This is a genomic window from Aeromonas sp. MR16, from assembly GCF_022549315.1.
In the GTDB taxonomy this organism is placed as follows: Bacteria; Pseudomonadota; Gammaproteobacteria; order Enterobacterales; family Aeromonadaceae; genus Aeromonas; species Aeromonas aquatica.
In genome coordinates this window covers 63,095-82,602 of the sequence record NZ_JAKZFK010000020.1, presented here as the reverse complement: position 1 = coordinate 82,602, position 19,508 = coordinate 63,095, and the positions used below count along the sequence as shown (strand labels likewise).

The 19,508-nt window shown below is 63.5% G+C and carries 23 protein-coding genes and 2 tRNA genes; 9 read left to right on the top strand and 16 right to left on the bottom strand.

The features are described 5' to 3' along the window. Positions 1 to 46: 46 nt before the first annotated feature. From MM194_RS14920 to MM194_RS14900, 6 genes are all read right to left on the bottom strand, one after another. Positions 47 to 123 (bottom strand) — tRNA-Met (locus tag MM194_RS14920). Between the two features lie 91 nt (positions 124 to 214). Beyond that, positions 215 to 291, bottom strand: a tRNA-Met gene (locus MM194_RS14915). Between the two features lie 274 nt (positions 292 to 565). Beyond that, positions 566 to 1,285, bottom strand: a complete 720-nt coding sequence (locus MM194_RS14910) for a hypothetical protein (protein ID WP_241343993.1) — start codon at positions 1,283 to 1,285, stop codon at positions 566 to 568. Between the two features lie 118 nt (positions 1,286 to 1,403). Then, positions 1,404 to 3,038, bottom strand: a complete 1,635-nt coding sequence (locus MM194_RS14905; protein WP_241343992.1) for a DUF2813 domain-containing protein — start codon at positions 3,036 to 3,038, stop codon at positions 1,404 to 1,406. 77 nt (positions 3,039 to 3,115) lie between these two features. Then, positions 3,116 to 3,238: a hypothetical protein gene (locus MM194_RS21970; RefSeq protein ID WP_274518503.1), complete on the bottom strand. Its 123-nt coding sequence runs from the start codon at positions 3,236 to 3,238 to the stop codon at positions 3,116 to 3,118. A gap of 62 nt (positions 3,239 to 3,300) precedes the next feature. Continuing rightward, complete coding sequence (locus tag MM194_RS14900; protein WP_033131268.1) at positions 3,301 to 4,188, bottom strand: AraC family transcriptional regulator; 888 nt, start codon at positions 4,186 to 4,188, stop codon at positions 3,301 to 3,303. Between the two features lie 157 nt (positions 4,189 to 4,345). Here MM194_RS14900 and MM194_RS14895 point away from each other — a divergent pair, with 157 nt between their 5' ends. Together MM194_RS14895 and MM194_RS14890 are read left to right on the top strand one after the other, a co-directional pair. Further along, complete coding sequence (locus tag MM194_RS14895; protein WP_033131269.1) at positions 4,346 to 5,263, top strand: DMT family transporter; 918 nt, start codon at positions 4,346 to 4,348, stop codon at positions 5,261 to 5,263. A 51-nt stretch (positions 5,264 to 5,314) separates the two neighbouring features. Beyond that, positions 5,315 to 6,184 carry a LysR family transcriptional regulator gene (locus tag MM194_RS14890; protein ID WP_241343991.1) on the top strand — a complete coding sequence of 290 codons (870 nt, stop codon included), beginning with the start codon at positions 5,315 to 5,317 and terminating at the stop codon, positions 6,182 to 6,184. 201 nt (positions 6,185 to 6,385) lie between these two features. Here the strand turns inward: MM194_RS14890 and MM194_RS14885 are convergent, their stop codons facing one another. Together MM194_RS14885 and MM194_RS14880 are read right to left on the bottom strand one after the other, a co-directional pair. Further along, complete coding sequence (locus tag MM194_RS14885) at positions 6,386 to 7,165, bottom strand: TSUP family transporter (RefSeq protein ID WP_241343990.1); 780 nt, start codon at positions 7,163 to 7,165, stop codon at positions 6,386 to 6,388. Positions 7,166 to 7,452: 287 nt separating this feature from the next. Next, positions 7,453 to 8,238: a tRNA-uridine aminocarboxypropyltransferase gene (locus tag MM194_RS14880; RefSeq protein ID WP_033131272.1), complete on the bottom strand. Its 786-nt coding sequence runs from the start codon at positions 8,236 to 8,238 to the stop codon at positions 7,453 to 7,455. 167 nt (positions 8,239 to 8,405) lie between these two features. Between MM194_RS14880 and MM194_RS14875 the strand changes: the two genes are divergently transcribed. Next, positions 8,406 to 8,819 carry a VOC family protein gene (locus tag MM194_RS14875; protein ID WP_033131273.1) on the top strand — a complete coding sequence of 138 codons (414 nt, stop codon included), beginning with the start codon at positions 8,406 to 8,408 and terminating at the stop codon, positions 8,817 to 8,819. 63 nt (positions 8,820 to 8,882) lie between these two features. Here MM194_RS14875 and MM194_RS14870 read toward each other — a convergent pair whose 3' ends face one another. Next, positions 8,883 to 9,872, bottom strand: coding sequence for a D-alanine--D-alanine ligase (locus MM194_RS14870; RefSeq protein ID WP_042638096.1), 990 nt, complete (start codon positions 9,870 to 9,872; stop codon positions 8,883 to 8,885). A gap of 211 nt (positions 9,873 to 10,083) precedes the next feature. Beyond that, complete coding sequence (locus tag MM194_RS14865; RefSeq protein ID WP_033131275.1) at positions 10,084 to 10,692, bottom strand: 2OG-Fe(II) oxygenase; 609 nt, start codon at positions 10,690 to 10,692, stop codon at positions 10,084 to 10,086. Between the two features lie 237 nt (positions 10,693 to 10,929). On the opposite strand from MM194_RS14865, the gene MM194_RS14860 reads away from it, so the two are divergent. Together MM194_RS14860 and MM194_RS14855 are read left to right on the top strand one after the other, a co-directional pair. Beyond that, a complete protein-coding gene (locus MM194_RS14860) occupies positions 10,930 to 11,427 on the top strand; it encodes a glutathione peroxidase (RefSeq protein ID WP_033131276.1) in 498 nt (165 codons plus the stop codon). Positions 11,428 to 11,648: 221 nt separating this feature from the next. Beyond that, positions 11,649 to 13,061, top strand: coding sequence for a DEAD/DEAH box helicase (locus MM194_RS14855; RefSeq protein ID WP_033131277.1), 1,413 nt, complete (start codon positions 11,649 to 11,651; stop codon positions 13,059 to 13,061). Between the two features lie 66 nt (positions 13,062 to 13,127). On the opposite strand, the gene MM194_RS14850 is transcribed toward MM194_RS14855, so the two are convergent. The 5 genes from MM194_RS14850 to MM194_RS14830 form a co-directional block, all read right to left on the bottom strand. Next, positions 13,128 to 13,595: an ASCH domain-containing protein gene (locus MM194_RS14850; RefSeq protein ID WP_241343989.1), complete on the bottom strand. Its 468-nt coding sequence runs from the start codon at positions 13,593 to 13,595 to the stop codon at positions 13,128 to 13,130. Further along, positions 13,592 to 14,053 (bottom strand): GNAT family N-acetyltransferase, encoded by a 462-nt coding sequence (locus MM194_RS14845; RefSeq protein WP_241343988.1) that lies wholly within the window; start codon positions 14,051 to 14,053, stop codon positions 13,592 to 13,594. The genes MM194_RS14850 and MM194_RS14845 overlap by 4 nt, the downstream gene beginning before the upstream one ends. Before the next feature lie 57 nt (positions 14,054 to 14,110). Continuing rightward, positions 14,111 to 14,557, bottom strand: a complete 447-nt coding sequence (locus MM194_RS14840; RefSeq protein ID WP_033131280.1) for a GNAT family N-acetyltransferase — start codon at positions 14,555 to 14,557, stop codon at positions 14,111 to 14,113. 21 nt (positions 14,558 to 14,578) lie between these two features. After that, positions 14,579 to 14,911 (bottom strand): YnfA family protein, encoded by a 333-nt coding sequence (locus tag MM194_RS14835; protein ID WP_033131281.1) that lies wholly within the window; start codon positions 14,909 to 14,911, stop codon positions 14,579 to 14,581. A gap of 232 nt (positions 14,912 to 15,143) precedes the next feature. Further along, a complete protein-coding gene (locus MM194_RS14830; protein WP_241343987.1) occupies positions 15,144 to 15,989 on the bottom strand; it encodes a DUF5718 family protein in 846 nt (281 codons plus the stop codon). A gap of 267 nt (positions 15,990 to 16,256) precedes the next feature. Here MM194_RS14830 and cyaB point away from each other — a divergent pair, with 267 nt between their 5' ends. From cyaB to MM194_RS14810, 4 genes are all read left to right on the top strand, one after another. Further along, on the top strand, positions 16,257 to 16,811 hold the full coding sequence (cyaB, locus tag MM194_RS14825; RefSeq protein WP_241343986.1) for a class IV adenylate cyclase: 555 nt from the start codon (positions 16,257 to 16,259) through the stop codon (positions 16,809 to 16,811). Between the two features lie 11 nt (positions 16,812 to 16,822). After that, entirely contained in the window at positions 16,823 to 17,215 is a 393-nt protein-coding gene (locus MM194_RS14820; RefSeq protein WP_241343985.1) for an NUDIX domain-containing protein, read from the top strand. A gap of 357 nt (positions 17,216 to 17,572) precedes the next feature. Continuing rightward, a complete protein-coding gene (locus MM194_RS14815) occupies positions 17,573 to 18,079 on the top strand; it encodes a GNAT family N-acetyltransferase (RefSeq protein ID WP_033131285.1) in 507 nt (168 codons plus the stop codon). Positions 18,080 to 18,207: 128 nt separating this feature from the next. Then, the gene (locus MM194_RS14810; protein ID WP_033131286.1) at positions 18,208 to 18,516 is read left to right on the top strand and encodes an antibiotic biosynthesis monooxygenase; all 309 of its coding nucleotides are present in this window, start codon (positions 18,208 to 18,210) and stop codon (positions 18,514 to 18,516) included. Positions 18,517 to 18,556: 40 nt separating this feature from the next. Here the strand turns inward: MM194_RS14810 and pdxY are convergent, their stop codons facing one another. Continuing rightward, positions 18,557 to 19,420, bottom strand: a complete 864-nt coding sequence (gene pdxY / locus MM194_RS14805; protein WP_241343984.1) for a pyridoxal kinase PdxY — start codon at positions 19,418 to 19,420, stop codon at positions 18,557 to 18,559. Positions 19,421 to 19,508: the final 88 nt, after the last annotated feature.

The window sequence follows — 19,508 nt, the reverse complement described above, 5'->3', positions numbered from 1 at the left end:
TTCGCAGCATCGCAGCGGCAGATGCCGTGCCATGCACACAAATAGTTGGTTGCGGGGGCCAGATTTGAACTGACGACCTTCGGGTTATGAGCCCGACGAGCTACCGAGCTGCTCCACCCCGCGTCCGCATTTTTCAAACTGGCCGAGCAGTAGCCAATTCGATTCGTCTTCATCGTTAACCAGTTGAACCCTGTTTTCGACGCTGACACTCAGATGGTTGCGGGGGCCGGATTTGAACCGACGACCTTCGGGTTATGAGCCCGACGAGCTACCGAGCTGCTCCACCCCGCGTCTGAGGTCGCCAATAATAGGCGCCAGCGCTGAGATTGCAAGTAATTATCCTAAAAAAAATTGATTGGAGGGTTAAACCACCAGATGTTGTTGTCTTTTGCAACAAACCGCAGATTTTTCAGTCAGCTAGCAGATCTGTGCCCGACATCGGAGCTATGCGTCCCCACCATATTGGACACCCACGCCAGCCTGACGACGCGCTTTCCCCATGAAAAAGCCCGCACCGGATCAAGGGGGCGGGCTCGCCTTGTCGTCAGGCATCCATGCCGAGGGCTCAGACCAGCTGATGCAGCACGCTGGTCGCCGCCAGCTGGGCGATGATGAGACCGCACAGGCTGGTCGACACCACCACGGGGGCCGTCTCCTGCCGGCGATAGAGGGGGCTGAACCAGAGCAGCAGGGCGGCGACCAGCAGGCCCGCCTGGGTCAGCACCCCGGGGATCAGCGCATCGAGCCCCTCGCTGTTGCCCTGCCAACCCACCAACGCCGCCAGCCACAGCAGACTCAGGATGGCGGCCACCAGCCCCGCCAGTGGCAGCAGCAGATTGAACGCCTGCAAGCGATGGCGGGCACGCAACAGCATCAGGTGGGCGAAGGCCGCCCCCAGCAACACCATCTGCAGCACGCCGCCGAGCCCGCCCTGGATCTGCAGCAGCCCCACCCCGTACAGGGCGAGCGGCATGGCTGGCAGCCACAATACGTTGGACGGGATGGCGCGCTTGCCCTCCAACCGAGACTGAGCCAGCGACAGGGCGATCCCCAGGATCAGGGCGGCGCCACCGCTCCAGACGAGCCAGCCACGCATCCCGGCCTCGATGGCCAGCATCAGGGAGAGCCCGGTGATCACCCAGATGGAGAACAGCTGACTGGTGATCCGCGAGCGCTGGCCCGGGCAGAGATCCCCGCGCCACAGCACCAGTCCGAGGGCGATCAGGGCGCCCAGGGCCATCAGACCGGTCAGGGGAAAGAGCCAAAAAGGAAGTTGGACAAACATAGGGTCTCCGACAGCAGACAGACAACGGGAACCCAAGAGGCGCCCGCCAACAAAAACAGAGGGGGAGTATATCCAAACTCCCCCCCATCCCCAACGCTGGCAAAGACGATCGCCGGATCTAGCTCTGTCCCCGTGCCAGGGCGACCACCCTGGCGAACATCTGCCGGATCACCGGCGGAATGCGTTCGCTGCCGAGTCGCTCCGCCTCCTCCACCACCGCCAGCGCCATGCCGGGTTTGCTGCGATGATGGATGGCCTTGGAGATGATGCGCCCGGCATTGAGGGCCGAGCGTCCCCCTACCCCGGCCTCGCGCCGAAACACCGCCTCGAACCCGTTCTGATAGAGATAGTGTTCGATATCGGCCGCCGGCAGCTGGGTGATCCTGTCCCGCTCCCGCTCGCCCTTGAGCAGGGAGCGGGCGGAGGTGGCGTACTTGATGCCGGCCTCGTCACCGTCGGTGAGCAGGTGCCACTCGATGCCAAAGTCGCGCGCCACCTTGATGAGCGGCGCCTGGCCACACTGGGCAAATTCGATGATGCGCACCCCCTCCGCCCGCAAGCTGTAACCGCAGATCTGGGCGAGCTCGGAGAGCAGCCAGATCTCGGTCTCCCCCTCCACCAGCAGCCAACAACGGGCAAACAGCGACATGGGCCTGTTGATCCGCACATGGAAGGCAATCTTGCGCAGATCATCGCTGCTGTAGCGCTCGCCGCCCAGCTGATGGCAGAGGATGTCCTGCTGGCGGCGCACCAGCCGGCGCACCTGGTTGAGCGGCAAGGAGGAGAGCAGGTCCCCCGAGTTGGTGGTGAGCAGCTTCTGTCCTGGCAACTGTTCGAGCAGGCCCCAGGCCAGCGCCAGCATGGTCGGGTGCAACCGGCTCTCCGGGTCTTCCAGGATCATGATGGGCCTGGCCCCCTGCGTCAGCTCCCGGTTGCCACGGGCGTTGAGCAGCATGGCCGCCATGCCCGCCATCGCCAGTTGCAGGGCCCGGTTGTCGGCATTGCGCAGCAACATCTGCAGGTTGCCGGGGTTGCGCAGGGTCATGGGCTTGTTGACGATCTCACGCTGGCTGCGCGGCTTGTTCTTGATGGGCGCCAGCGCGCTGAAGTAGTGCTCCATCAGTTGGCGCACCGCCAGCAAGGCCTCCTTCAGCTCCGGCTCGCCGATGCGCTGTGGCTCATCCGTCAGCTTGCCGGACAGCTCCCCCAGCCGCTGCGTGGACAAGTCTCCCCAGGGCAGCATCTCGACCCCATCGCGGATCGTGCGCGCATCGCGCAGCCGGAACACCGGGTTCATGGTAATGAGCAGCCGCACCAGCTCGGCGTTGTTGTCGAGCGCCAGGCTCTTGCCGATACCATCGAGAAAGTCATGGGTGGTCAGCACGGCCCCGTCATCTTGCAGTTCGGCGCTGGCGCGGTAGTGGATGCGGTGAAATTTGTCCCGGTGCGGGATCCAGGCCGCCCCGAGGCGCGCCAGCCGGTGCGAGTGCTGGCACATCTGGGGTCGGTACTCGCTGAAGGTGAGCACCAGTTGCAAGTGGCGCGACGAGGCCAGCTCGGGATCTTCCGGTTGGTGAAAATCATCGCGGGTGAACTGATAGGGGCCGGCATCCCCCAGCAGGCACCAGAGGGCGCGCAGCAGGCTGGACTTGCCCCAGGCGTTTTCGCCGATGAGGACTGTGGTGTGATCCAACCCGAGCGAGAGGCGATTTATCCCGCGAAAACCTTTGACTTCAATACGTTCCAGAAACATGAGGCCATCCCCAGTACATCCTGATGGCGTCATAGTGGCAAAGTTGCCAGCAAAATCCTACCGGGTCGTGGTGACTTTCAGCGGGAACTGTGAGGAACGAGGGGTTCGGGGACGGCGGGGATGCAGAGGCGGGTCTTGGGGGCATTCCAATGGCTGAACCAGAGATGACGGGTACGGGTCTGACGCTTGCGATGATTCAATGGGCACTCCTTTAAATGAATAAGGGGCGGATGCTACACCTCTTTTACCCAGAGTCTCAGCGTTATCTGTGACAGGCGGATGACAATTGGGCGCGCCACTGCCCCGGACTCAGGCCGAAGGCCTCCCGGAAGCGGTTGCCAAGGTGCGCCTGGGAGGAGAAGCCGCACTGGGCGGCGATACTGGCCAGGGGATCGCGCCCCGCCAGCAGTAGCTTGGCCCGCTTGAGCCGCAGCCCCAGCAGGTAACGATGGGGCGGGCAGCCCAGGCTCTGGCCGAACATGCGGGCGAAGTGGTATTCGCTGAGGCCCGCCTCCCGGGCCAACTCGCTCAGGGTGACAGGCTCGGCCAGATGGGCCAGCAGGTATTCCTGCACCCGCCGGATCACCACGGGGGCCAGCCCGCCGCGCACCTCGGGCAGGCTGGGTGCCTCCCGGGTGTGGTGGCGATAGGCGTGCAACATCAGCATCCAGGCGCCGTGGGAGAGCGCCATGCGATCGACCCCGTGCTGCCAGTCCAGCTTCATCAGCTGGGCCTGCACCAGGGCCGCGGCCTGGGGATCATCGATGAAGGTCTTGTCTTCCAGCACCAGATGACGCCCCTCCTTGTCACAGGCCTGCTCGGCGATGCGGGCGAGGTGATCGGGGCTGAAATAGAGGTGAAAGAAACGAAACTCCTCGCGCACCAGCCACTCGGATCTGTGGTGATCCGGCATGATGCACACCTTGCCGGTGCCACCGTGGCCGCCGGGCCCGTCCAGCCGCTCGGTCTGCTCACCCCCCTGCAGGTAGACGCTGACGGTGTGATGGCCGGGCTTGTGGTAACGGGTCTGATCGTAACAGTTGCGCCAGCTGGCGACCCCGAGCCCGGGCTCCAGCCAGCAGGAATCCTCCAGCCGCGCCCCCGTGCTGACCAGTGCATCGAATACTCCCGCCTGTCTCATCTGCTGCAACCTGCCTGTGCCTCGTCCTTATCCTGTCCCATCTTACCCGTCCCTCGGGCCCGCCGCAGCGGCCCCACCAAAAAAACCGCAAGATGCTGTAAGCCAGCGCACGCCAGGCGGCCCATGCTGAACACCATACTGTTCTTCTTATCTCACCGGATCCCTTATGAACCTGTTGTTGTATATTTCCACCGTCCTCATCTGGGGCAGCACCTGGATTGCCATCGCCTGGCAGCTCGGCCCCATCCCCATCGAGGTGTCGGTGCTCTACCGCTTCGCCCTGGCAGCCCTGGCGCTGTTTGCCCTGCTCACCATCAGCGGCAAGTTCCCGCGCCTGCCATGGGCGGGTCAGCGCTACGCGGCCCTGCTCGGCGCCCTGCTGTTCTCCACCAATTTCCTCTGCTTCTACCACGCCACCCTCTACATCCCGAGCGGCCTGTCGGCGGTGATCTTCGCCAGTGCCAGCATCTTCAACGGCCTCAACCTCTGGCTGTTCGAAGGCAAAAAGCCGGGTCTGCGCTGGTTGCAGGGCTCCCTGCTGGGGCTCGTCGGCACGCTGCTGCTGTTCTGGCCGGTGCTGGCGGATGCGCAACTGGGTGCAAACGCCTGGAAGGGGCTGCTGTTCTCCTGCGCGGGGACGCTCTGTTTTTCACTCGGCAATCTGGTGTCGGCCCGTGGCCAGCGTCAGGGCTATCAGGTGTTGCAGATGGTGCCCTGGGGCATGGTGTACGGGGTGGTGCTGTTGCTGGGCTGGGTCACTGTGCTCGGCCAATCCCTGGTCCTGCCGACCGAGCCCCGCTACCTCGCGGCCATGGTCTATCTGGCCATCTTCGGCTCCGTCATCGCCTTCACCGCCTACCTCACCCTGGTGGGGCGCATCGGCGCCAGCAAGGCCGCCTACGCCACTGTGCTGTTCCCCCTGGTGGCGCTCAGCCTCTCCACCCTGTATGAGGGCTTCGTCTGGCAGACGGTCTCCGTGGTGGGGGTGATGATCAGCCTGCTCGGCAATCTGGTGATCTTCGCCCCGCCCCTGAAGAGCTGGCGCTGGCCCTCTGCCAAGGCGGCAAACGGCACTTGCCCCTGAGCGCGGCAGCCCCTAAGGTAATCCCTTCCAACGAGGATGACGGGAGGCGATATGTTACTGGAAGGGCTGGAGACACTCAGCTTGCTGGCGAGCGAGGGCACCATGGCCAAGGTGGCCAGCCGCCTCTACATCAGCCAGTCGGCGGTGAGCAAGCGCATCGCACAGCTCGAGCTGCGCCTCGGCAAGAGGCTGGTCGAGCCGGATGGCCGCCAGATCAGGCTCACCCCCCAGGCTCTGGAGCTGCTCGCCCGGGTGGCACCCAGCCTCGCGGAGATGAAGGGGGTGCTGGCAGACAGCCAGACCCTCACCGACAGTACCCCCCTGCCCGTCGCCTGCTCCGAGACACTGCTGGCGGGCTACCTCGCCCGCTTTATGCACGGCTACCTTGAGCAGGATCCCCACATTGCGCTGTCCACCCACCACACCCCGGTGATCCTGGCGCGGGTACGTGGCGGCGATGCCCTGCTCGGCATCTGCGCCGGCCGGCTGCCCCCCGGCCACGGCCTCTGTGCCGAGCTGCTGCTGGAGGAGCCCTTCTATCTGGTGGGCGACGCGGATCAGGGGGAACGGCGATCTCATGATCAGGGACAACCCATACTGACCATGGATCTGGACAATCCCTCCAACCGCTATCTGCGCGAACCCCTAGCCGCCCTCGGGCTGGTGCCCGGCATGGAGCTGGACTCCTATCTGGCCCTCATCGAGCTGGCCAAGGCCGGTATAGGCCCGGTACTGCTGCCGGCGGGCCTGTTGTCTCTGGTGGGCGAGCAAGGAAAACGGGCCCGCCCCTTGCCGGGGCTGGGCCGGCCTCTGCACCTGGTTTACCGCCAGAGCAGCCTGCAGCGGGAGCGCATCGCCCAGCTGGTCGAGGGGATCAGGGCCCACTTCGCCCAGGTAAAGGGGCTCGCTAAACAGGGATAGAAACAGGAAGGCCGCGATAACGCGGCCTTCTTTTCTTCAATCCCGGTAGCAAGGTGACTGCCGCCTAGCCCACCCAGCTAAACAGCTCGGGGGACTAACTCCAGACCAGAATGCTGCAATAGACATCAGCAGGTGACATCACCTGGCTGATCTATTGGCTCCATAGCAGCATGCTACAACGGACATCGGCTGAGCCATCACCTAACCGACCCAGGCGAACAGCTCGGGATACTGGCTCCAGACCAGCTTGGCCGACATCAACAGGGAGACGCTCACCAACAGCGGCTTGATGAGCTTCACCCCCTTCTTCAGCACCAGCTTGGAACCGGCGCGGGCACCGATAAACTGGCCGAGCGCCATGCAGAATCCCACGCTCCACACCACCTTGCCGCCGAGGGCGAAGAACAGCAAAGAGGCGATGTTGGAGGTGAAGTTGAGCAACTTGGTGTGGGCCGTGGCCCGCGCCATGCCAAAACCCGCCAGCGCCACGAAGCCGATGGCGAAGAAGGACCCGGTGCCCGGCCCGAAGAAGCCGTCATAGAAGCCGACCCCGCCACCCACCAGCAGGGCGAACAGCATGGGAGTGAGACGGCGCTGGCTCTCGGCATCGCTCACCCGGGGTGAGAAGTAGAAGTAGCAGGCAAAGGCGACCAGCAGGAAGGGCAGCAGCCGCTCCAGGATGGCGGCATCTATGGTCTGCACCGCCAGGGTGCCGACGGCCGCGCCGATGAAGGTGCAGATCACCGCGGGCCAGATCATGGCCCACTCCAGCAGCCCCTTGCGAGCATAGAACCAGGTGGCGGAGAAGGAGCCGAAGCTGCTCTGCAGCTTGTTGGTGCCGAGTACCAGGGCTGGCGGCATGCCGGTGGCCAGCAGGGCCGGCACCGTCAAGAGGCCGCCGCCCCCGGCGATGGCGTCGATAAAACCGGCGATGAGCGCCACCCCGAACAGGGCGACCAGGGTGTACAGTTCCAATTCCATCCATAGACCTCGTGTGATTGTGGTGCCCGCCGCACCCGCGCCGGGAACCTGAATGAGTCAAGCTGGTCGCTATCCTAGCGGGCTCTCGCTCATGAGGCTAACGAAACGATGGCAGCCAATTGATTCCTGATTTTCATCAGTCTGCCCCAGCGGCTCAGGCAGCGTCGGATCCCCATCGGATAGAGTCAGCCACCCCCTTGATGTCGTCGAGCGCCAGCAACAACGGCGTCTCGTCTTCACCGGGGGCCCGGCTCACCCGACCGGCCATATAGCGATTACTGAACAGGTTAAATCAGAGCGGCTGCGTTTGACCCGCCGATCTCCGCGGCTGGTGCCGCAATCCCCAGATTGATGTCGTCGAGAGCCCGTAGCAGCGGTGTCTCGTCCTCACCGGGCGCCCGACTCACTCTGCCTGCCATGTAGCGGCTGCTGAACAGGTTAAACCAGAGTTGCAGCGCCTGGCCGGCCTTGATCTCACCGGCCACCTCCAGCACGCAGGCCGCCACCTCGGCGGTGCACAGGTGCTCGTCACAATTGGCCACCCGCATGCCATAGGTGGAGAGCGCATCCGGTCGCACCGACAGCACAGGGAAGCCATCGAGATAGGGGCTCATGTTGAACATCTTGCGCGCCTCGGGCCAGGTGCCGTCCAGCAGGATGAAGAGTGGCCTCTTGCCCTCGGCCAGGACCACCCGCTCGGTCAGCCGCGCCGGCTCCTTCTCGCAGGCGGGGAACACCACATAGGGTTGCCAGGCCGGATCACTGAGCAGGGCCAGCAACTCGGGGTGGGGCTGGGTGCGCTTCCAGAGGAAGGCCCAGGTCGTCTCTGGCAGCACATCGGCGATGAGGCGGCCGGTATTGGAGGGCTTCATCGGCTCGCTGTCGTACATCAAGAGGCAAAAACCCGCCTCGGCCTTGAGCTCGGGCCGCCATTCACAGGCGCACCAGGCATGGCGCAGCTGGCAGGCCTCGCAACGGGGCACGGCGCCGCCACGGGCGAGGAAGGGTCGGGTCGAAATGCTCTTGCGCCAGAGGCGCAGGCGATTGACGGCGTGGTCGGGGATTGGCTTCATGGGGGCGGCTCGGCGGTGCATTGGCACGACAAAAGGGGCCAGATTGTAGCGAGCGGCTCCCCGGGCCGCAAGGGTGCAGCCAGGCAGCAGCCATGGCGCTGCGCTCTATACTTGGTCGTCACCCATGATCCCACCCGCGGGATACTGATGGGACACAGGAGGAGAAGATGGCAGAACAAGACATGGCCAGGGAGCACGCCCTGGCAGAAGGCTCGACCTTTACCTGGCACGAGCTCTATGTGCCCGATGGCGAGGCCGGCGCTCGCTTCTATACCGAGGTGCTCGGCTGGCAGGTGCAGCAGACGGCGCTGGAAGGATTTGACTATCCCATGCTGGTCGCCAACGGCCGGCCGGTGGCGGGTGTCATGTCCACCAAGGGCAATCCCCAGATGGCAGGCGTGCCGCCCCACTGGGCAACCTATGTGGCGGTAGACGATGTGGACGCCAGGCTCGCCAAGGTCGCCCAGCATGGTGGCTCAGTGGTGGTGCCGCCCATGGACATCCCCACCGTCGGACGCATGGCGCTCATCGCCGATCCGCAAGGGGCCCACATCTGGCTGTTTACTTCGGCCCCCATGTGAGCCGATTAGCATCCCATATGACAGAGGGGCCAGCAGGCCCCTCTTCGTTTATGCGTGTCGCACTCAGGCGGGCTTGCGCAGCGCCTGCTCGAGGAAGTGCGCGAAGCTGTGGCCGTGATGTTCCAGCAGTTTCGGGAACATGGAGATGGAGGTCATGCCCGGGAAGGTGTTGATCTCGTTGAGCAGGATCTCCCCCTCTTCGGTCAGGAAGAAGTCGATGCGCGACAGGTGAGTCAGCTTGAGCTGACGGAATGCCTTGAGGGCATAGGCCTGGATGGCATCGGACTGTGCCTGGGTCAGGCCCTCGGCTCGCAGGGCAGTCTCGGTGTGGCTGGCGCTGCTGTACTTCTCTTCGTAGGTGTAGAACTTGTCGGTCGGCACGCAGATCTCGCCCGGATAGGTCGCCACCAGCTCGTCACCGTATTGGTAGACCGCCACTTCCAGCTCGCGGGGCTTGACCGCTTTCTCGATCAGCACCTGCTCGGAGTAACCGAAGGCATCCTTGATGCCTTGCAGCAGCTCGGCCTCGTTGCTGGCGGAGTAGCAGCCCACGGAGGAGCCCTGGGAGGCAGCCTTGATAAACACCTTGCCCCACTTGGCCAGGGCGGCTTTTGCCTCGGCAATGCCCGCCTCGTCCTGCTCGGTCAGGAACAGATAGGGGGTATTGGGGATGCCAAGGGCGGAGAACCACAGCTTGGTGCTGATCTTGTTGAAGCAGATCTTGCTCGCCTCGGCGTCGCAACCGAGATACGGCAGGCCCGCCAGCTCGAGGAAGGATTGCAGATCGCCGGTCTCACCCGGGTAGCCGTGGATGCAGGGCACCACGTAGTCCACCGGACGGGCCACGCTGTCGAAGGAGAGCAGCTTGTCCAGCCCGAGCTTGCACTCGCGGCCGTCGGCACTGAGCCAGCGATCGGCAAACATCTCGACCCGGGTCACTTCGACATTGGGCAGGAGGGCTAGCTGTTGTTCGAGGAAATTGGCACTTCGCAGAGAGACTTCGTGTTCGGCGCCACCGCCGCCGCACAGCAGCAAAACATGCATGTTCTTCATTAGATGTGATCCCTTGGGAGAAGCGGCTTCGCCATGATCTGTGATGATCCACCGCACGAAAAAACCGGACGAAGCCAGAAACGAACATAAGTGCGGCCAGTGTACAAGGGCGGTAACGCCTTGTCAGCTGATGGCGCCCCTCTTCCCCCCCATGGAGCCAGAAAGGCGCGGATGATAGTCACGGCTGTGTCAGAAAGAGTCTTGTTGGCGCCTAGCGAGGGGGATCAACCCGCCCCAAGGCATTGCCATTGACCCGAAACCAGCCGGCGATGCTGTAACGCTCGAGGCTCGCGGGCAGCACCTCGTGGGGAAACTCCTCGGACAGGAACAACACCAGCCGCCCGCCCTTGGGGGAGACGTCCATCAGAAACTGCTCGTCGTTGTCATAGACCCGCAGCAGACCGCCAGCCTCAGGCGCCCAGCCGTTATTGAGATAGAACACCGAGGTGAGACGGCGGTTGGAGCGACCGGCGAAGGCGTCTCTGTGGGTGGCGTAGAAATCCCCCTCACGATAGCGGGCGAAATGGGCTTCGTAGTCGAACAGCCCCAGCATCAGGCTGCGATTGGCCGCCAGACGCAGGCTCTCCATGCGAGCCAGGTATTCCAGCACAGGTGCTCCCTGATCGGGTTCCAGCCAGTGGATCTGATCACGGCGGATCTCCGGATTGCCCTGATGCAACCCCTCTCGCCCTATGCCCGCCGGTTGCCAGTCGCTGGGCAGGCAGCCTTTGAGGGCATCCACCTCCTCGGCGGTTAAAAAATCATCCACTATCACCCATCCTCGGGTGTAAAGGGCATCCATGACGGCTTGATAGTCCAAGATTGGGCTCACAACGAGTGGAGAGAATGCGCTTTGTAGCGGCTTCGGGGCCCCGGCACAAACCGGATTGCTTCTCTTAAGAAGTCCCGCCATCAATACGGGTCGTGGCAGAGAGCCAGGAGAGCCGCATTTCCCCCTTGCCCCGCCGCCCTGGGCCCGTTAACGTGCAGACAATGCCCTGAATAAGCACCCGATTCATCTCAATCACCTAGTCCCCCACACAATCAGGAGCCGGCCATGCCCATTCCCTCCCTCTCCCTGCAACGCCTCGACGGCAGCGACTTGCCCGTCACCGAGCTGCAAGACAAGGTCGTGCTGGTCGTCAACGTGGCCAGCCGCTGCGGCTTCACGCCCCAATACACCGGGCTCGAGGCCCTGTATCGTCAATTCGGCCCGCAGGGGCTGGTGATCCTGGGCTTTCCCTGCGATCAGTTCGGTCATCAGGAGCCGGGCGATGCCGAAGAGATAGCCCGCTTCTGTTCGGTGGATTACCCGGTGAGCTTCCCCATCCTGGCCAAGTGCGAGGTCAACGGCGAGCAGGCTCACCCCTTCTATCGCTGGCTGAAGCAACAAAGGCCCGGCTTGCTCGGCAGTGAGGCCATCAAGTGGAATTTCACCAAGTTCCTGATAAGCCGCGAGGGCCAGGTGGTGGACAGGTTCGCCCCCCAGACCAAGCCCGAGGAGCTGGCAGACAAGATCGGTGCCCTGCTCCAGGGGGCTCGGCATTCGTCATAAACACGTCCTGCCAGCTATAACCCAAGCAGCCATGGCTGATAGCCCTCCCCGGCCACGGGAGGGCCGGGATCTTCCGCGCTCCCCATGCCGGTCCCAGCCCCACAGGACTACTGCGCAGTGGCCGCAGTTCTGCTATATTACGCGCCCACAATCTTTTCCATGTCGTGCGGCCAGTTGAGCGCCGCCCCTGTTGAGCCCAAGGCTCGGAGTTTCTCTCGAACATGTCATTCAATGAACTGGGTCTGTCACCGCACATACTGCGGGCCGTCAAGGGGCTGGGTTACGAACAGCCCACCCCCATCCAGCAGCAAGCCATTCCGGCCATTCTGGCGGGACAGGACGTGCTGGGCGGTGCCCAGACAGGCACAGGCAAGACGGCCGGTTTCACCCTGCCCATGCTGCACCGTCTGCTGGCCAATCACGGCCGTGGCGGTCGTCGTCAGGTCCGCGCCCTGGTACTGACCCCGACCCGCGAGCTGGCTGCCCAGGTGGGCGAGAGCATCATCAAATACGCCCACCACCTGCCGTTTCGCACCCTGATCGCCTACGGCGGCGTCAGCATCAAACCGAACCTGGATGCCATCAAGCTCGGCGTTGACATCCTGGTCGCCACCCCGGGCCGGCTGCTGGATCTGCTGACCCAGCGCGCCCTCACCCTGAGCGCGCTGGAAGTGCTGGTGCTGGATGAAGCGGATCGCATGCTCGACATGGGTTTCATCACCGACATTCGCCGCATCATGAAGGCCTTGCCGGAGGAGCGGCAGACCCTGTTGTTCTCCGCCACCTTCTCGGACGACATCAAGGCGCTGGCGGACGATCTGCTGAAAAACCCGACCCTCATCGAGGTGAGCCCGAGCAACAGCACCGCCGAACAGGTCAACCAGCGCATCATCAAGGTGGATCGCGAGCGCAAGCGCGAGCTGCTCTCCCACATGATCGGTCGCAACAACTGGCAACGGGTGCTGGTGTTCGTGCGCACCAAGCAGATTGCCGACAGGCTCGCCGAGCAGATGGTAAAAGATGGTCTGGATACCGTCGCCATCCACGGCGACAAGACGCAAGGTGCCCGCAATCGGGCGCTCGCGGATTTCCGTGAAGGCAAGGTGCGGGTGCTGGTCGCTACCGACATCGCCGCCCGCGGCCTCGACATCGACAACCTGCCCCACGTGATCAACTTCGAGCTGCCCCAGGTGGCCGAGGATTATATCCACCGCATCGGTCGTACCGGCCGTGCCGGTCGTGGCGGCGAGGCCATCTCCTTGGTGAGCCTGGATGAGCAGGAGCAGCTAGGCGCCATAGAGGCGCTGATCGGCCTGAGCATCCCGAGCGAGATCCTGGAAGGCTACGAGCCAAGCGGCAAGCTGACCCGTCAGACCCTGCCGGGAAACAAGCCGCTGCAGAACCCGTCGCGGGATCGCGGTCATGCCAACGCCAAGCACAACAACAAGGCAGCCAAGGGCAAACCGGGCGCCAAAGACAACGCCAGAGGTGGCAAGCCCAAGGGGGATGCTCCCAAGAAGCCGGCCCCGGCTCGCAAGCGCGAGATCGTGGGGGAAGACATCGGCTTCACCCCCATGCGCCGCCTGCCCAAGACCCAGCGCGACGACTATCAGGACAACTCCAACGAGGAGTAATGCCGCCCCGTCCGCACAATAAAAAAACCGCCCTTGGGCGGTTTTTTTACGTCTCGCAGCCATCGGTTAGGCGGGATAGACCTTCTCGAAGTGCTCAAGTACCAGCTCGGATTGCTCGCGAAAGGGCACCCCGACCTTGGCCGCGAAGGCAGTGAAAAACGCCATGTGGGCATCACGCCACCACGCAAGAGTGCCATCACCCTCCCCTTCGGCAGCAGCAAACGCTGCATCTACCGCCTCGAAGGGACAGATTGACACCTCGGTCAGCCGAACGATGCAGACCGGCTGCTGGGCCCAGTTCAACACCAGACAGAGCCGACCCACCTTGGGCAGCGGTTCCCTCTCCTGCTCATAGGCGGCCTTCAGGCTGCAGGAGGCGCGCTTGATGCCAGCCGCGATCAGGCGGGCACATTCGTTGGCATTGGCCTCGTCGGCGCAAAAATGCTCTGCCACTGTCTGAGGGATGACGCGGCGCTGTGCCGCACTCAGGGTCGCCAGATAGGCATCCATAAAGGCCTGCTGAGCCGGGGTCATCTCTGCTCCTCGCGCCGATCTGCCTGTGCCAGCGCCATATGCAGCAGCGGATAGGGCCAGCCCTGACCGTCCAGAGCCGAGCGCCCCACCACCGCAAATCCCAGCCGCCGGTAAAACCCGAGTGCCCCTTCGTTCTGCTCGTTCACATCCACCCGGATCACCCCTTGCCGTGCGATGGCATGCTCCACCAACTGGCGGCCAACCCCTTGCCCCATCGCCACGGGGGCCACGAACAGCATCTCGAGATTGCCATCGGCCACCCCGCAGAAACCGACGATCTCGCCATCCTCCCCCTTAGCACAGTGCAGGCTCACAGCATCGAAATAGTGCTCCAGGATCAAAGGTCTTAGCGCCGCTATATCATCCTCTTGCAAGAAGTGGTGGCTGGCCCGCACCGAGGCCTCCCAGATAGCGATGAGGATCTGGTAACTGCTTCTTTCTACCGGTTCAATCTGCATATGTACCTCTGATCCATGGGGGAGTAGCCCGAGGGTTACTCCTACGCGCCACGCCTTTCACTGCGGCGCCTTGATAACAAAGCCCCGCTCGATACCGGCCTTGAATCCCAACCCCTCGTAGAGACGGTGGGCCGCCTCTCGCCCCTCCCCGGAGAGCAGCATCACCTTGTAGCAATCCAGTTCCCAGGCGAGCGCCAGGGTGCGATCGAGCAGCCGATGGCTCAGCCCCTGGCGACGAAACGCCGCGCCGGTGATCACATGCTCGATGATGCCAAAGGGTCTGCCGCCGTTGGTCAGGGTCGGGATCACCCCGAGCTGGCAGCTGGATGCCAGCTGGCCATCCACCAGGGCCACCAGAATGCGGGTATGGGGTTGGCGCAGCAGCGCTGCCAGCCCCTCCCTTGCGGCCGACTCGCTCAGGGCGGGATCCTGGGGCCTCAGCTCCTCATAGAGGGCAAGCAGCCCGGCCAAGTCCTGGGATCCACACTCCCTGATCACCACCATGGACACTCTCCTGATCTCACCTTATGCGGGCCTTGGGGCGAACATGATGATGGCCATGCCGACCAGAGCCACCCCGGCGCCGACCAGATCCCACAGCGTGGGCCTGATGCCATCCACGGCCCAGAGCCAGAGGATGGCCACGAAGATGTAGACGCCGCCGTAGGCGGCATAGACACGGCCGGCGGCGGTCGGGTGCAGGGAGAGCAGCCAGGCAAATAGCGCGAGGCTCAGGGCCGCCGGCAGCAGCAGCCAGACGCTCTTTCCCTGGGTCAGCCAGAGGTAAGGCAGGTAACAGCCCACAATCTCGGCGACGGCGGTCACCAGAAACAGGGCCAGGGTCTTGAGTTCGACCATGAGTAGTGGGGATCCTTGCAGACAGAATGGACTTCTTTTGGCAAATCATACTGTTATATCCGGGCGCTGCAATCGCCTTTGCAGGGGAGACCCCGATGAGCGCGCGAGCGGTGGCGGATGGGAACTTGACAGTGCCATGCAACAGAATACGAAGAAAGAGACGGCGTGAAGAGTGCTTCTAACCGGTGGGAGGTGGCACAAGGCCCGCCGGGTGGCGGGCCTTGTGACTGCATCAGCGGGTCTTGACCGCCTGCAGCAGGGCGGAGACGTCAGGGCCAAAACGGCGGGCCCGAATGGCGTCCTGAATATCCTGCTCGCCGTAGCGGCTGGCGGGGTAGACCAGCACGCAGGCGGTGTCGCCAGGCTGGAGGAAGTGGGTCTCGCCGAAGGGGGTGTAGCGGGTGGCGCCTATGCTGATGAGGGCATGGTGCGGACGCCCCGCCTGGGCCAGCAGCCCCTGAATGTGCTCGGCCGGGCCTTCATCCTGCTGATGATTGAACTTGTCGATGGCCCAGTCGAGCAACTGCTGATGGAAGTAGCTGTAATCCACCGCCGCGCTGTCAACGCCGTAGGGATGCAGCTCACCGTCGCGCTCCAGATAGCAGGCGATGCGATAGTCATCGAGCTCGCAGCCCTCGGCAAACCCGGACAGCGGCAAGAGCGTGGCGGCCAGCCCCTTGCTCTCCTCACCCCAGTTTTTCTTCTCGCTGATCTTCCTGGCGTTGGGACGACGGATGGAGCAGTCGTTGTAGGCGCCAAACGCCTTGGGACGAATGGCGACCACCTGCTCCCCCGCATACTCCAGCTCGCACCAGAGCGCGACTTCCGGCTCTATCTGCACCTTCTCATCGCCGCTGACCGCCGCCTCCGGCAGGAAGATGGCGTCGCCGCTCAAGGGGAAGACCCCGAGCTGGCCCGGATGGGAGGGCACATAGAAGGGAAACAGCGCCTTGGGGGCCACCTTGTCCACCACCTTGACGGCGACGAAGTCCGCCGCCTCGCCCGCCTGCTCCAGATGGCCGGCAAAGTTGCCCGCCACCCCCAATCCGATAAAGTTGCTCAATTGCGTGATCTGCATCTATGGCTCCACTCGCGCCGGCCCATTCGCCGCCGCTGTCGTTGATCATGGGCGGCACTACCGCCAAAGAGGGAGCTTATTAGAGCACAGCCCCAGAGCGGCGCCCAGCCACCCAGCCGCGGGCTGTGCGCCAGCCCGAGTTTTCACGAACCAGGTGTGCATAAAGGCGGCGATTAGCATCGGGTTGTGATCCAGGCGCTTGGGCAAGGCCCGCGCTTTTGCTAGTCTGCCCTATTCATTTGCCGTCTTGTCGTCGAGCACGCTGCCATGGCCACACATTTTCAGGGTCGCTTCGAGGTGGAGTTCAAGTACCGCCTCGCCGATCGCGCCGCCTTCCTTGCCGCCCTCGGTCGCCTCAACCCCGAGGTGATGCTGGAGGACAACCAGGAGCGGGACTGCTACTTCGACACCCCCGAGCGCACCTTGGCCAGTCAGGACAAGAGCCTGCTGATCCGTATCATGCAGCCCTCCGGCATCCGGCTGTGGATAGTCAAGGGACCGGGGCCGGATCGCTGCGAGGCGGTCAATATCAGCGACACGGACAAGGCCATCAGCATGCTGCACAGCCTGGGTTACCAGCAGATGCTGACCATCGACAAGCGGCGCAGCATCTACTTCCTTGGTCCCTTCCACCTGACCCTGGACCACCTGGCCGGGATCGGCGATTTTGCCGAGCTGGCCATCATGACCGACGACGAGTCGGCCCTGCCCGCTTATCGCCAGCAGTTGCTGGCGCTGGCGACCGAGCTCGATCTCCACGACGAACAACGGGAGACCCGCTCCTATCGCACCCTGTACGAGCAGCAGGGTTCACTTAAATGACAGGATTTAGCATGATAGACAAACTGGCATGGCTCAGTTTTCAGGATAAACAGCTGCTGTGCGCGCGTTCCCACGGCAAGGAGATCTATTACATCCCCGGCGGCAAGCGTGAACCCGGGGAGAGCGACGAGGCGGCCCTGATCCGGGAGATCGGCGAGGAGCTGGCGGTCAGCCTGCGGCCCGACACCCTGCGCTTCGCCTGCGAATTCAGCGCCCAGGCCGATGGCAAGCCTGAAGGCGTGCTGGTCAGGCTGCGCTGCTACACCGGCGAGGCGGATGGCACTCCCACCGCTTCGGCAGAGATCGCCGAGCTGCGCTGGCTCGACAGCCGCCATCTGGATGAGGTCTCCCCCGTCTCTCGCTTGCTGTTTAAATGGCTCGCCGAGCAGGGGCTGATCCGTTAGACGCAGGTCACGAACGAGGTCTCTCCTGTACCTCTCGCTTGCTGTTTAAATGGCTCGCCGAGCAGGGGCTGATCCGCTAGACGCAGGTCACGGACGAGAGCTCTCCTGTACCTCCCGCCTGCTGTTTAAATGGCTCGCCGAGCAGGGGCTGATCCGCTAGACGCAGGTCACGGACGAGGTCTCTCCCGTACCTCCCGCCTGCTGTTTAAATGGCTGACGGTGCAAGAGCTGATCCGCTAAGCGCAGGTGCGATGGATCAGCAATCTCCATAGCCAGCTGGCTGGTTGGCCGAGCAGGATCTAATTAGTTACCATTTGATTTTTTTTGTAAAAAATCCATAAACAATGAGGAGTGTCGATGGAGATCCTTGAGGTCGATAGCACCAGAGGCATCAAGCCTGCGTTGATCAGCCTGCTGCAAGACAGCGTGATCAATGGTGCCTCCGTGGGCTTCTTGCCTCCCCTGCAGGAAGAGCAGGGGCTGGAGTACTGGCAAGGCATCGAGGCCGAGCTGGCCGACGGGGTGCGCAGACTCTGGGTGGCCTTCGACCAGCATCATCTGGTCGGCGCCCTGCAATTGGCGCTCTGCACCAAGGCCAACGGCGGTCACAGGGCCGAGGTGGAGAAGTTGATGGTGCACAGCCAGGCTCGCGGCAAGGGGGTGGGCCGCGCCCTGATGGAGGCCATGGAGCAAGGGGCCCGTGACGCCCATCGCACCCTGCTGGTGCTGGACTCCCGGGTGGGCGATGTGGCCTCCAGCCTCTATCGCCAGCTCGGTTATCAGGAGGCGGGCCAGATCCCGGCTTTCGCTAAAAACGCCGACGGCTCGCTCGCGGCGACCCAGTTCTTCTACAAGCAACTGTGAACCTGGCGTCCTCTACGCCCCCGCAATAAACAAGGCCAGCCTCGCGGCTGGCCTTGTTTATTGCGCCATAGCTTGTTGAAATGGCGCCTCTTTTGACTCAGATAAGTGCTATCAGGCAAGGAGCCATCATGATATTGGAAGTCGCCCCACTGCAAATCATCCCGGGCCAGAGTACCGCCTTCGAGCTGGCGTTCGAACAGGCTCAGCGCATCATCAGCGCCATGCCAGGCTACGCCGGCCATCAGTTGCAACGTTCACTGACCGACCCCCATCGCTACCTGCTGCTGGTCAACTGGCAACGGCTCGAGGATCACACCCGGGGCTTTCGAGGCTCCCCCCAATATCAGCAGTGGAAGGCGCTGCTCCATCACTTCTATGACCCCTTCCCCACGGTCGAGCATTTTCAGGCGGTCAGCCTCGGGGGAGCGCCGCAGTAGAAGCTGATCAGCCCGCAGCATAGCGGGCCGATCACCCCCCTCAGGCCAGTCGCTCGGCCCTGTGTTCGACCATGGGCTCGGCGAACGCCGATTGCGCATCGATCAGCTGCAGCTCATAGGCGTCAGCCTGCCAGGTGCGCAGCAGCACGGCATCCACCGCCGCATTGGTGCGCTCGAAGGCGGCCACCGCATCGAAGCCCGCCTGCAGATTCGCCAGCATGAGGGCGCTGATCAGATCCCCCACCCCCACCGGTTGGCGGGCAAACTCATAGAGCGGCCGGGCGATCAGGTAATCTCCCTCGGCCGTGGCCAGCAACATCTCGAAGCGGCCAGACTGGCTCGCGGCGCGGCCAAGGTGCTTGACCAGCACCATCTTCACCCCCTTGGCCAGCAGCTGGTGAGCGGCGGCGCGAGTCTGGGTCAGATCCGCCAGCTGGGCGTCACACAGGGTCTCCAGCTCCAGCAGGTTCGGCGCCATGATGTCCGCCACCGGCAACGCCTGCTCGGTCAGGAATCGGGTCACGCCGGGGGCGACGATGCAGCCCTTCTCCGGGTGGCCCATCACCGGGTCACAGAAGTAGATGGCCGCCGGGTTGGCCGCCTTGACAGCCGCCACCACCGCCAGGATCTCGTCCCCCTGCTCGGCCGAGCCCAAATAACCGCTGAGCACCGCATCGCACTGCCCCAGCACCTCGATATCCCCCAAGCCTTTGCAAAGGGCGCTGATATGACCGGCGGGCATCGCCATCCCCTGCCAACCCGCCGCGTACTGGGTGTGGTTCGAGAACTGCACCGTGTTGATGGGCCAGACCTCCATGCCGAGACGGCGCATGGGAAACACGGCGGCGCTGTTACCGGCACAACCAAACACCACGTGGGACTGGATAGAGAGAATGCGTTTCATCGAAACCACCACAGAAGAAGGATGAGGAAAGCAGGCAATATATCGGATGAAGAGATGGCTCTTCCAGTGATTCCCGGCGCGACTCGGC

Bases quoted from the DNA above. Each gene is read 5' to 3' on its own strand.
- MM194_RS14910 (WP_241343993.1), bottom strand. From the start codon at position 1,285: ATGTTTGTCCAACTTCCTTTTTGGCTCTTTCCCCTGACCGGTCTGATG.
- MM194_RS14905 (WP_241343992.1), bottom strand. From the start codon at position 3,038: ATGTTTCTGGAACGTATTGAAGTCAAAGGTTTTCGCGGGATAAATCGC.
- MM194_RS14895 (WP_033131269.1), top strand. From the start codon at position 4,346: ATGAACCTGTTGTTGTATATTTCCACCGTCCTCATCTGGGGCAGCACC.
- MM194_RS14890 (WP_241343991.1), top strand. From the start codon at position 5,315: ATGTTACTGGAAGGGCTGGAGACACTCAGCTTGCTGGCGAGCGAGGGC.
- MM194_RS14885 (WP_241343990.1), bottom strand. From the start codon at position 7,165: ATGGAATTGGAACTGTACACCCTGGTCGCCCTGTTCGGGGTGGCGCTC.
- MM194_RS14880 (WP_033131272.1), bottom strand. From the start codon at position 8,238: ATGAAGCCAATCCCCGACCACGCCGTCAATCGCCTGCGCCTCTGGCGC.
- MM194_RS14875 (WP_033131273.1), top strand. From the start codon at position 8,406: ATGGCAGAACAAGACATGGCCAGGGAGCACGCCCTGGCAGAAGGCTCG.
- MM194_RS14870 (WP_042638096.1), bottom strand. From the start codon at position 9,872: ATGAAGAACATGCATGTTTTGCTGCTGTGCGGCGGCGGTGGCGCCGAA.
- MM194_RS14860 (WP_033131276.1), top strand. From the start codon at position 10,930: ATGCCCATTCCCTCCCTCTCCCTGCAACGCCTCGACGGCAGCGACTTG.
- MM194_RS14855 (WP_033131277.1), top strand. From the start codon at position 11,649: ATGTCATTCAATGAACTGGGTCTGTCACCGCACATACTGCGGGCCGTC.
- MM194_RS14850 (WP_241343989.1), bottom strand. From the start codon at position 13,595: ATGACCCCGGCTCAGCAGGCCTTTATGGATGCCTATCTGGCGACCCTG.
- MM194_RS14845 (WP_241343988.1), bottom strand. From the start codon at position 14,053: ATGCAGATTGAACCGGTAGAAAGAAGCAGTTACCAGATCCTCATCGCT.
- MM194_RS14840 (WP_033131280.1), bottom strand. From the start codon at position 14,557: ATGGTGGTGATCAGGGAGTGTGGATCCCAGGACTTGGCCGGGCTGCTT.
- MM194_RS14835 (WP_033131281.1), bottom strand. From the start codon at position 14,911: ATGGTCGAACTCAAGACCCTGGCCCTGTTTCTGGTGACCGCCGTCGCC.
- MM194_RS14830 (WP_241343987.1), bottom strand. From the start codon at position 15,989: ATGCAGATCACGCAATTGAGCAACTTTATCGGATTGGGGGTGGCGGGC.
- cyaB (WP_241343986.1), top strand. From the start codon at position 16,257: ATGGCCACACATTTTCAGGGTCGCTTCGAGGTGGAGTTCAAGTACCGC.
- MM194_RS14820 (WP_241343985.1), top strand. From the start codon at position 16,823: ATGATAGACAAACTGGCATGGCTCAGTTTTCAGGATAAACAGCTGCTG.
- MM194_RS14815 (WP_033131285.1), top strand. From the start codon at position 17,573: ATGGAGATCCTTGAGGTCGATAGCACCAGAGGCATCAAGCCTGCGTTG.
- MM194_RS14810 (WP_033131286.1), top strand. From the start codon at position 18,208: ATGATATTGGAAGTCGCCCCACTGCAAATCATCCCGGGCCAGAGTACC.
- pdxY (WP_241343984.1), bottom strand. From the start codon at position 19,420: ATGAAACGCATTCTCTCTATCCAGTCCCACGTGGTGTTTGGTTGTGCC.